This window comes from Patulibacter brassicae (genome assembly GCF_033949425.1).
GTDB classification, from domain to species: Bacteria; Actinomycetota; Thermoleophilia; order Solirubrobacterales; family Solirubrobacteraceae; genus Patulibacter; species Patulibacter brassicae.
Map to the genome: position 1 here is coordinate 133,713 of NZ_JAXAVX010000008.1, position 9,590 is coordinate 143,302.

The following is a 9,590-nucleotide window of genomic DNA, read 5'->3' on the forward strand; positions in this document are numbered from 1 at the left end:
CTCCTAGGCGGCGCGGCGAGGGCGGGCATGGCGGTCGGCCGCGGCCGCCGGCCCGGCCGGCCCGCCGCGGAGGATCAGGGTGTCGACGTCGATCACGAGGGCGATCTCGCCCCCCGCCAGCACGGCGCCGCCGGCCAGCGGCGCGTCCCGGGAGACGTCGGCGGGCATCGGCCGGGTCACCAGCTCGCGCTGGCCGTCCAGCCGCGTCACGGTCAGCGCCGCCGAGCGGTCGTGGCCGTGGAGGATCAGGGCGAAGGGCAGCGCGCCGGCCGGGTCCTCGCCCAGCGCGGACGGGCCGTCGATCAGGGCGATCGCCTCGCCGTCGTGGAGCATCACCGGCCGCCCGACGACCGAGCGCACGACCTGCTCGTCGACGCGGACGATCCGCTCGACGCGGTCCAGCGGCACGGCGTAGGGCTGCCCGGCGACGTCGACGACGAGCGCCGAGGTGATCGCGAGGGTCAGCGGCAGCCGGATCTCGGTCGTCGTCCCCCGGCCCTTCGCGGAGTGGACGACGACCTCGCCGCCGACGCCGCGGATCGTCGTGCGCACGGCGTCCATGCCGACGCCGCGACCCGAGATGTCGGTCGCCTGCTCGACGGTGGAGAAGCCCGGCGCGAAGAGGAGCTCGGCGGCGCGGCGCTCGTCGACCTCGGCGACCTGCGCCGCGGTGATGAGGCCGCGCTGAACCGCGCGGGCGGCGACCCGCTCGGGGTCGATGCCGCGACCGTCGTCGCTGACGGAGATGACGACCTGGCCCGAGCTCTGCCGCGCGGAAATCGTGAGGCTCCCGACGGGCGGCTTGCCCGCGGCCTCGCGCTCGGCGGCCGTCTCCAGCCCGTGGTCCAGGGCGTTGCGCACGAGGTGCACGAGCGGGTCGCCGAGCGCGTCGACGACGGTCCGGTCCAGCTCGGTGTCGCGACCGACGAGCTCGAGGTCGACCTGCTTGTCCAGGCGGCTGGCGAGGTCCCGGACGAGCCGCGGGAAGCGCAGGAAGACCGCGTCGACCGGGATCATCCGGACCTGCATCACGAGGTGGTGCAGGGCGTGCGAGGAGCGCTGCAGGTCCTGCAGCGCGTCGCGGAGGTCGGGCGTCCCGGCGTCGTCGAGCAGCGCCTCCAGGCGGGTGCGGTGCACGACGAGCTCGCCCATGCCGTGCATGAGCTGGTCGAGGCGGTCGGCGTCGACGCGGACGCTCGTGGCGCGCCGCGTCTTCGGCTCTCCCCCGCCCTCGGCGGGGCGCGGGGCGGCCGCCTCGGCGACGTCCGGCTCGTCGCCGGTCGGCGCGGGCCCGGTCGACGCGCTCGCCGCCGGAGCCTGGCCGGCGCTTCCCGCACCGATCGCGCCCCCGGGGCCGGGCTCCGGCTCCGCGGCGTCCCGGCCCGGGACGGCCGCGATGGCGGCGACCGTCGGCTCGTCGGCCCAGACGGCGACGTCGGCGACCTCGGGGACCGCGGCGACCGACGTGCGCGCGACGTCGTGGTCGAGCGTCGCATCGACGTCGATCCAGGCGGCGACCGCGTCGCCGTCGAAGGCGTCCAGCGCGTCGGCCGCCGGGTCGGAGCGCACGAGCGTGCCGAGGTCCTCGCAGGCGCTGAGGACCATGAAGGCCCGGACGCTGGCCATCGTGACCTGCTCGTCGAGCGTCGCCACGACCCGCAGCAGCACGCGGCCCCTCGCGAGCGGCTCGCCGGCGGGGTCGGACGGCGCCGAGGCGGTCGCCGGCGCGTCCTCGGCGACCGGGTCGGCGGCCGCGGTCGCGTCCCGGCCCGCCGCGGCGTCGCCGCCCGGGACCGCGGCGGCGCGCAGCATCGCGATCAGCGGGTCGGGGTCCAGCCCCTCCTCGCCGTCGCGCTCGATCTCGTCGACGGTCCGCTCGATCGCGTCGAGGCACGCGAGCAGCGCGTCGACGAGCCGTCGCCCCACGGGTCCGCCGCCGGCGCCCTTGAGGGGCTCCATGACGTCCTCCATCGCGTGGGTGAGCGCCGCGGTGCGGGCGAAGCCCATCGTCGCGCTCATGCCCTTCATCGAGTGCGCGACGCGGAAGATCTCGTCGAGCGTCGCGCCCGCGTCGCCCTCGCCGCGCTCGAGCGCGACGATCGCGAGGTTCAGCTCCTGGAGGTGCTCCCGCGCCTCGGCGAGGAACATCGGGAGGTACTCGGTGGCGTCCATCTCAGGCCTCGCGGCGGTAGACGAAGGGGCCGTCGCCGACCAGGCCGATCGCCGCGGGGCTCGCGACGCGCTCGGTCGGCCCGACGACGAGGAAGCCGCCGGGACGCAGGCTCTCGGCGAGCCGGGCGTGGACCGCGTCGCGGTCCGGCGGCGTGAAGTAGATGACCGTGTTGCGGCAGAGGACGAGATCGTGCGCGGCGGTCGCGACGCGCCCGGCGAGCAGGTCGCCCTCGGCGAACCGGACGCCGCGCTTCAGCGCGTCGCTCGCCCGCCAGCCGTCGGTCGTCGGCTCGAAGTGGCGCCGCAGCGCGTCCTGCGGTGCCGGCCCGACCATCGCCCGCTGGAACTCCCCGCGGCGCGCCGCCTCCAGGATCCGGCGATCGATGTCGGTGCCGAGGACCTCGACGCGCACGCCGGGGCCGGCGGCGTCGCGGATCACCGCGGCGGCCGTGTAGGCCTCGGCGCCGATCGAGCAGCCGGCGCTCCAGACCTTGATCGAGCGCGCCCCGCGCGGGCTGCTGGCCAGCAGCCGCGGGACGAGGTCGTCGGCGATCCGGCGCCACTGGTCGGGGCTGCGCCAGAGCGACGAGACGTTGATCGTGATCCGGTCGAGGAACGCGTCGAGCTCGGCGCGGTCGCTGCGCAGCACCTCGAGGTAGCGGTCGAGGCCGTGGACCCCGGAGCGGGCCGCGTGGGTCCGGATCCGGCGCTCCATCTGCGCGCGCTTGTAGCGGCGCAGGTCGATCGGGCAGAGCCGGGCGACGCCGGCGCAGAAGACCTCGTAGTCGTCGGGCGCGGCCCCCTGGCGGGCGGCGGCCCGACCGGCGACCGGTCCGGCGCCGGCCGTGGCGCGGCGCGTGTCCAGCGGGCTCATGCGGCGACCTCCTGTCGCGCTCCGGCGAGCGCGTCGGCGGCGACGGCGGCGAGCTCCTCGATCGGGAGCGCCCGCGTGGCGAGGTCCCCCTCGACGACCGCGCGCGGCATCCCGTAGACGGCGCAGGTCGACTCGTGCTCGGCCCAGATCGCCCCGCGGGCGCGACGCACGTCCTGGGCCCCGAGCTCGCCGTCGCGGCCCATCCCCGTGAGGACGAGCAGCAGCAGCCGGTCGCCGTGCAGGCGGGCGAGGTCGCTGATCGTGAGGTCCGCGCGCGGGCGCAGCCCGCCGATCGCGGGCTCGTCCGTCAGCCGGGCGACGCCCTGGGCGTCGAAGCGCAGGTGCATCCCGCCCGGGGCGACGAGGACGAGGTCGCGACGGAGGCGGTCGCCGTCGCGGGCCTCGCGGACCTCGACGGCGCTCGCGCGGTCCAGCCGCTCGGCGAGCGAGCGGGTGAAGCCCGGCGGCATGTGCTGGACGATCACCCCACCCGCGGGCACGGTGCGCAGCCGCGGCAGCAGCGCCGCGAGCGAGCGCGGCCCGCCGGTCGACGAGGCGATCGCCAGGACCGGTCCGGCGCCGGACCGGGGCCGCCCGGCCGGCGGCGCCGGCCGCTCGCTCGCGGTGCCGCCGACGGGCCGTCGCGTCCGCGGACGCGAACGCGCGCCGCTCTCGGCGGCGGCCCGCACCTTCTCGGCGAGCTCGTCGGCGAACGCCCGCAGTGGCGTGTCGCCGGCGGGCTTGGCGACGAGGTCGAACGCCCCCGCGGTGAGCGCGTCGACCGCGCGGGCGCCGTCGGCCGGCGAGAACGCCGAGACGACGACCACCGGCAGGCTCGGGGCGTCCGTCCCGAGCCGGGCGAGGACGTCGAGCCCGCCGAGCCCCGGCATCGCGAGGTCGAGGGTCAGGACGTCGGGCCGCAGCTCGCGGCAGCGCTCCAGCGCGTCGGCGCCGTCGACCGCGCGGCCGACGACGTCGAAGCCCGCGTCGGTCAGCGCGCGGCCCACGAGGGCGCGCATGAAGGCCGAGTCGTCCGCCAGGACGACGCGGAGTGGACGGTCGCCGGCCATGCTCAGCGGGCGACGAGCGACCGGTCCGCGACCGGCTCGGCGGCCGGGCCGGCGTCCGCGCGGCGCGGCGCAGGCGCGGCCGCGGGGCCGGCGGCGAAGGCGTCGCCAGCGGCCTCGTCGACGCCGGTGCCGAAGAGCTCGGCGGCGTCGAGGACGACCACGAGGCGGTCGCCGACCTGGGCGATGCCCGCGACGGCGGGCGCCGCGGTCGGCGCCGGCTCGACCTGCTCGGCGTCGACGGTCAGCACCTCGGTGACGTCGTCGACGACGATGCCGACCTGGCCCTGGGCAGCCTCGACCATGATGATCTTCGTCGGCTCGCCCTCGCCCGGCGGGACGCCGAGGCGGCCGCCGAGGTCGTGGACCGGCACGATCTTGCCGCGGAGCGCGATGACGCCGCGGACGGCATCGTCGCCGGCGGCGACGGAGCGGGGCGCGGTGTAGCGGATGATCTCCTGCACCTGCTCGATCGGCAGGGCGTACTCCTCGGCGCCGAGGGTGAAGGCGACGAGCTGCTGCGCGTGGTGGCTGGCCATCTCTGCGGTCTCCGAAGGTCGGTCACTCGGGGTGATCGGCGGCCGGGACGGCCGCTTGATCGGCGTCCAGGTCGACGCTGGACGCCTCGACCGCGGGGTCCGTCGCGGGCGTCGCCGGGGCGTCGTGGCCGTCGGTGACCATCTCGGTGATCCGCAGGCCGAACTCCTCGTCGACGACGACGACCTCCCCGCGCGCGATCGGCTTGCCGCCCGCGAGCAGGTCGACGGGCTCGCCCGCGATCCGGCGCAGCTCGACGATCGAGCCCGGGCCCAGGCGCAGGGCCTGGCCGAGGGTCATCGTCGTGCGCCCGATCTCGACGGCGAGCTCGACGGGCACGTCGTGCAGCCGCGCGAGGTCGTCCTCGACGGTCGTCGTCGGCGCCGCGCCGCTCAGGTCGTCGTCGGCGTGCCAGTCGGTGGTGGCCTCGATGCTCATGCCGGCCCCCTACTGGACGGTGACGTCGGGGAAGAAGACGTCCTCGACGTGCAGGTCGGTGCGGGCGTTCAGCCGCTTCTTGATGAGCTTCTTCAGCTTCTCCCGGCCGTCGGCGGCCGCGAGCGTCTCGGCGTCCTGCGCGCTCAGCACGTCGTTGACGAGGTCGCGCACGACGGCCTCCTCGTGGAGGCCGGCGTAGCCCTCGGGCGGCTCGCTGCCGCCGCCGTGGCCGCCCCCGCCGGCCTCCGCCAGCGGGTCGGCCTCGGTCAGCAGGCCGACGGAGACCTTCGCGTAGCGGCCGTCGGCGAGGTTCACGAGGAACTCCTTCGGCAGGACCGTGACGGTCCCGTGGATCTTCGGCTCGGGACCGGCGGCGGCCGGCTTCGCGAGCACGAACTTGTACGCGCCGAGCGCCGCCACGAGGGCGACGGCGACGACGATGAGCTTCTTCTTGTCCATGACGGTCGGGGGTCGCGGGTTCGCGGATCAGGGCGTGGTGGTGGAGGGAGCGGACGATGCGGTGAGCGAGACGGGCGCGACCGGCGCGGCGGCCTCGCCCTCCAGGCGCGTCAGGGAGATCTCGACGCGCCGGTTCTGCTGCCGGCCCGCGGGGGTGGCGTTCGGGGCGCGCGGACGCTCCTGGCCGTAGCCGGTGGCCGAGAGCCGCCGCGGGTCGATCGACCAGCCGGCGAGCCGCCGCACGACGCGCGAGGCGCGGGCGGAGGACAGCTCCCAGTTGGACGGGAACCGCGAGGTGCTGATCGGGACGGCGTCGGTGTGGCCGTCGACCGCGATCGGGTGCCGCGCGTCGAGCCGCAGCACGCCGGCGATCTCGTCGAGGATCTCGACGCCCTCGGGACGCAGGTCGTCCGAGCCGGACGCGAAGAGGACGTCGTCGGTGAGGATCCGCATGACGAGGCCGCGGCGCTCGACGCTCGTCTCGACCCGGCCCTGCAGGCCGTGGGCGGCCAGGCGGGCGTCGACCCGCCGCTTCAGGCCCTCGAGCTCGAGCTGCTCCCGGCGGGCGGCGCGGGCGCGCTCCTCGCTCGGGCGCTGCTTGCGGTCCTGCGCCTGGACGACGGAGAGCGGCTGGATCGCGGCGACCTCCTGCAACGGGCTGGCGACGCCGGAGGCCCCGGAGCGGTCGGGCTTGATCGACCCGCCGCCCGGCAGCGACTTGCCGGCGAACGCCTCCTGCAGCGACTTGGCGACCTCCTCGAACTTCCGCTGGTCGACCATCGAGACGGCGAACATCACGATGAACAGCGCGACGAGGAGCGTCAGCATGTCGGCGTACGTCAGGAGCCACCGCTCGTGGTTCTCGTGACCGCCCTGCTGGCCGCGGCGCCCGCGGCGACGCCCGCCGCCGCTCATGCCGCCCGCCGGCTCGGGGCGTCGTCGATCGACGTCGGCGCGCCCTTGCCGCCCGTGCCACCGCGCTTGGCGGCGTCGCGCTGCGACGGCGGGATCAGCGCGTCGAGGCGGACCTCGACGATCCGGGGGTTCTCGCCCGCCTGGATCGCGAGCAGGCCCTCGAGCGTCAGCTCGCGGAGCACGACCTCGTCGGCGGAGAGCGCCTTCAGGCGCGCGCCGACCGGCAGCAGGACGACGTTCGCGATGCCGACGCCGAGGAGCGTCGCGACGAACGCGGCGGCGATCGCCTCGCCGAGCATCGCCGGGTCGTTGAGGAACCCGAGCGCGTGCATGAGGCCCAGGACGGCGCCCATGATGCCGATGGTCGGGGCGAAGCCGCCGGCCTTCTCGTACGCGTCGGCGCCGACGTGGTGGCGGGCCGCCATCGCGTCGATCTCGGACTCGAGGACGTCGCGCAGCGCACCGGGCTCCGTGCCGTCGACGACGAGCTGCAGGCCCTTGCGGCAGAACTGGTCGTCGATCTCGCCGACCTTGCCCTCGAGCGAGAGCAGGCCGTCGCGGCGCGCCTGCTCGGCGAAGCCGACGAGCTCGCCGGCGCGGCCGGCGAGGTCGGGCGGCTCGGCCGACATGACGCGCTTCATGAGGCCGGGCATGGCCTTCGTCGTCTCCATGCCGACCGCGGCCATCGTGGCCCCGACCGTGCCGCCGAAGACGATCATGAAGGACGGGATGCTGAAGAGGACCCCGAGCTGGGTGCCCTCCATCGTCGCCCCGCCGAAGATCATCGCGCAGGCGAGCGCGATGCCGATGCCGGTTGCTGCCTTCATCGCCGGTGGTGATCGGCCGTGAGCGCGCGGACTTCAGCCGGACCGACGTGCGTCGGATCGAGGCCGCCGCGGGTGGCCAGCCGCTGGACGCCCGCGCGCCAGCGAGCGACCTCCGCGCGGACCTCCGCGGGCGTCTCGACGACGCCGATGCGGTCGCCGGTGGTGAGCGTCACGATCGTGTCCGGGGTGGACTCGACCATGACGATCAGGTCGCAGTTGAGGAGGAACGGCTTGGGCTCGAGACCCAGCCGGTGCACGGTGATCACGGGGGATCCTCGATCGTGCGGAGCGTGAACACGGGAAGCGCGATCAGCGCTTCATGTTCACGACCTCCTGCAGCATGTCGTCGGCGACGGTGATGACCCGCGAGTTGGCCTGGAAGCCGCGCTGCGCGGAGATCATCGTCGTGAACTCGCTGGCCAGGTCGACGTTGCTCATCTCCAGGGCACCGGAGATCAGCGCGCCGTTGCCGTTGACGCCGGGCGTGTCGGTGGTCGGGGCGCCGGAGTTGGCGGTGGCCGACCAGAGGTTGCCGCCCTGGCGCTGCAGGCCGGCCTGGTTCGGGAACCGGCTGACGGCGATGAAGCCGGCCGTCTGGCGCGTGCCGTCCAGCGGGCCGCCGGAGTGGTCGACGTAGCTCACGGAGCCGTCGCTGCCGACCGCGACGTCCGACGCGCCGGCCGGCAGCTGCAGGAAGCGCGGGCCGCCGGCGACGTCGGGCGTGCCGGTGCCCGTGACGCCGTAGCCCAGGACGTAGAGGCCGTCGGGCGTCGTCAGGTGGCCGGTGGCGGTCGTCGTGAAGTTGCCGGCGCGCGTGTAGGACCAGCTGCCGTTGGCGGGCACCGGCGCGGACGGGTCGGCGCGCACGACGGAGAACCAGCCCTCGCCCTGGAGCGCGACGTCGGTCGGGTTGCCGGTCATCTGGGTCGCGCTCGTGCCGACGAGGTTGTCGATCGACGAGACGCGCACGCCGAGGCCGACCTGGGCGGCGTTCGTGCCGGCGGTCTCGGCCGTCGGACCCGCGGCGCCGCGGATCGACTGCGAGAGCGAGTCGGCGAAGGTCGTGCGCGACGCCTTGTAGCCGACGGTGTTCGCGTTGGCGAGGTTGTTCGCCGTCACGTCGAGCATGGTCTGGTGCGCCTTCAGGCCGCTGATGGCGCTGTACATCCCGCGGAGCATCGAACTCCCCCTCAGTCGTCGTTCGTGGTGGTGGTGCCCGGCGCCGCTCCGGCGTCCGGCGTGGTGGTGCTCGGTGGCGCGCCGTCGCGGACGGCCGTCACCGTGGCCGGCGAGACCCCCGTCACGCCGGAGACGGTGAGCGTCGGGACGCCGCCGTCGAAGGTCACGGACTCCACGACGCCGGTGCGCACCGTCTTGTCGGCGGCCGTGTAGGTCACGGTCCGCCCGACGAGCGACAGCGCCTGGCTGGCGGCGGTCGCGCCGAGCTGCGTGGAGGCCGTCTGGCCGAGGTTCGTCAGCTGCTCGAGCGACGTGAACTGGGCCATCTGCGCCAGGAACTGGCTGTCGTCGACCGGGTTCATCGGGTCCTGGCGCTTCAGCTGGGCGACCATGAGCTTCAGGAAGTCGTCCTTCCCGAGGGCGCTCGTCCCGGTCGTGGTGGTCGTCGCGCCGCCGAGCGTGCTGCTCGTGGCGCCGATCGCGTCGGTCATCGGTGGTGGCTCCGATCAGGCGAGGACGTCGACGACCGCGACGGTGCGCAGGTCGTCGCGGACGGTCAGGGTCAGCGGGACGGTCGTGGTGGCGGCCACGGCGCCGTCGCCGTCGCGGTCGCCGCGGGCGGCGGCGCGCCCGGCGTCGCCGGCGCCGCCGGCGTCGCGGTCGCGTGCCCGGGCGTCGCCGCCGGCGGCCGCCTGGCCGTCGGGGCTCGCGGCGGTCGCGGCCGGGTCGCGCGTCTCGATCTCCAGGTGCTGCAGGTCGACGCCCCCGGCCTCGAGCATCCGCCGCAGGTCGCTGCCGGCCGCCTGCAGCAGGCGGGCGCTGTCGGCGCTCTCGGCGGTGATCCGCGCGTCGAGGCCGCCGTCGGCGCGGCGGCGCAGGCGGACCTCGATCGCCCCGAGCTCGACCGGGTGCAGCTCGATGCGCGCGTGGGTCGCGCCGCGCCGGGCGAGGACCTCGAGCGCCAGCGCGGTGCCGGGCAGCGGGGTCGCCACGCCGGCCCCCGCGGGCGCGGGTGCGGCGCTCGTCGGCGCGGCGACGGTGGCCGTCGTCGGGGTGGCGGGCGTCGGCGCCGCCACGCCCGGACCGGCCGCGGCGGTGGACGGCGGGGCCGTGGCGGGCGTC

The 9,590-nt window shown here is 75.9% G+C and carries 12 protein-coding genes; all 12 read right to left on the reverse strand.

The genetic code is table 11. The features are described from left to right. Window positions 1–3 precede the first annotated feature (3 nt). Window positions 4–2,172 (reverse strand): chemotaxis protein CheA, encoded by a 2,169-nt coding sequence (locus SK069_RS14710; protein WP_319955003.1) that lies wholly within the window; start codon window positions 2,170–2,172, stop codon window positions 4–6. A gap of 1 nt (window position 2,173) precedes the next feature. Beyond that, window positions 2,174–3,046 carry a CheR family methyltransferase gene (locus SK069_RS14715; protein ID WP_319955004.1) on the reverse strand — a complete coding sequence of 291 codons (873 nt, stop codon included), beginning with the start codon at window positions 3,044–3,046 and terminating at the stop codon, window positions 2,174–2,176. After that, on the reverse strand, window positions 3,043–4,116 hold the full coding sequence (gene cheB / locus SK069_RS14720; RefSeq protein WP_319955005.1) for a chemotaxis-specific protein-glutamate methyltransferase CheB: 1,074 nt from the start codon (window positions 4,114–4,116) through the stop codon (window positions 3,043–3,045). Before cheB ends, SK069_RS14715 begins: the two co-directional genes overlap by 4 nt. A gap of 2 nt (window positions 4,117–4,118) precedes the next feature. After that, on the reverse strand, window positions 4,119–4,652 hold the full coding sequence (locus SK069_RS14725) for a chemotaxis protein CheW (protein WP_319955006.1): 534 nt from the start codon (window positions 4,650–4,652) through the stop codon (window positions 4,119–4,121). 22 nt (window positions 4,653–4,674) lie between these two features. Next, window positions 4,675–5,088, reverse strand: coding sequence for a flagellar motor switch protein FliN (gene fliN / locus SK069_RS14730; protein ID WP_319955007.1), 414 nt, complete (start codon window positions 5,086–5,088; stop codon window positions 4,675–4,677). A gap of 9 nt (window positions 5,089–5,097) precedes the next feature. Continuing rightward, window positions 5,098–5,547, reverse strand: a complete 450-nt coding sequence (locus SK069_RS14735) for a flagellar basal body-associated FliL family protein (protein WP_319955008.1) — start codon at window positions 5,545–5,547, stop codon at window positions 5,098–5,100. A 27-nt stretch (window positions 5,548–5,574) separates the two neighbouring features. Further along, complete coding sequence (locus tag SK069_RS14740; RefSeq protein WP_319955009.1) at window positions 5,575–6,462, reverse strand: flagellar motor protein MotB; 888 nt, start codon at window positions 6,460–6,462, stop codon at window positions 5,575–5,577. Further along, the gene (locus tag SK069_RS14745) at window positions 6,459–7,289 is read right to left on the reverse strand and encodes a flagellar motor protein (RefSeq protein WP_319955010.1); all 831 of its coding nucleotides are present in this window, start codon (window positions 7,287–7,289) and stop codon (window positions 6,459–6,461) included. Before SK069_RS14745 ends, SK069_RS14740 begins: the two co-directional genes overlap by 4 nt. Then, entirely contained in the window at window positions 7,286–7,555 is a 270-nt protein-coding gene (locus tag SK069_RS14750) for a flagellar FlbD family protein (protein WP_319955011.1), read from the reverse strand. Before SK069_RS14750 ends, SK069_RS14745 begins: the two co-directional genes overlap by 4 nt. 43 nt (window positions 7,556–7,598) lie before the next feature. After that, entirely contained in the window at window positions 7,599–8,456 is an 858-nt protein-coding gene (locus SK069_RS14755; protein ID WP_319955012.1) for a flagellar hook-basal body complex protein, read from the reverse strand. 23 nt (window positions 8,457–8,479) lie between these two features. Further along, on the reverse strand, window positions 8,480–8,959 hold the full coding sequence (locus SK069_RS14760; protein WP_319955013.1) for a flagellar hook capping FlgD N-terminal domain-containing protein: 480 nt from the start codon (window positions 8,957–8,959) through the stop codon (window positions 8,480–8,482). 15 nt (window positions 8,960–8,974) lie between these two features. Further along, window positions 8,975–9,590 (reverse strand): flagellar hook-length control protein FliK (locus SK069_RS14765; protein ID WP_319955014.1); only part of this gene is annotated, 616 nt, incomplete at its 5' end.

Coding starts and splice junctions, on each gene's coding strand:
- SK069_RS14735 (WP_319955008.1), bottom strand. CDS start 5,547: ATGGACAAGAAGAAGCTCATCGTCGTCGCCGTCGCCCTCGTGGCGGCG.
- SK069_RS14725 (WP_319955006.1), bottom strand. CDS start 4,652: ATGGCCAGCCACCACGCGCAGCAGCTCGTCGCCTTCACCCTCGGCGCC.
- fliN (WP_319955007.1), bottom strand. CDS start 5,088: ATGAGCATCGAGGCCACCACCGACTGGCACGCCGACGACGACCTGAGC.
- SK069_RS14755 (WP_319955012.1), bottom strand. CDS start 8,456: ATGTACAGCGCCATCAGCGGCCTGAAGGCGCACCAGACCATGCTCGAC.
- SK069_RS14760 (WP_319955013.1), bottom strand. CDS start 8,959: ATGACCGACGCGATCGGCGCCACGAGCAGCACGCTCGGCGGCGCGACG.
- cheB (WP_319955005.1), bottom strand. CDS start 4,116: ATGGCCGGCGACCGTCCACTCCGCGTCGTCCTGGCGGACGACTCGGCC.
- SK069_RS14745 (WP_319955010.1), bottom strand. CDS start 7,289: ATGAAGGCAGCAACCGGCATCGGCATCGCGCTCGCCTGCGCGATGATC.
- SK069_RS14740 (WP_319955009.1), bottom strand. CDS start 6,462: ATGAGCGGCGGCGGGCGTCGCCGCGGGCGCCGCGGCCAGCAGGGCGGT.
- SK069_RS14715 (WP_319955004.1), bottom strand. CDS start 3,046: ATGAGCCCGCTGGACACGCGCCGCGCCACGGCCGGCGCCGGACCGGTC.
- SK069_RS14710 (WP_319955003.1), bottom strand. CDS start 2,172: ATGGACGCCACCGAGTACCTCCCGATGTTCCTCGCCGAGGCGCGGGAG.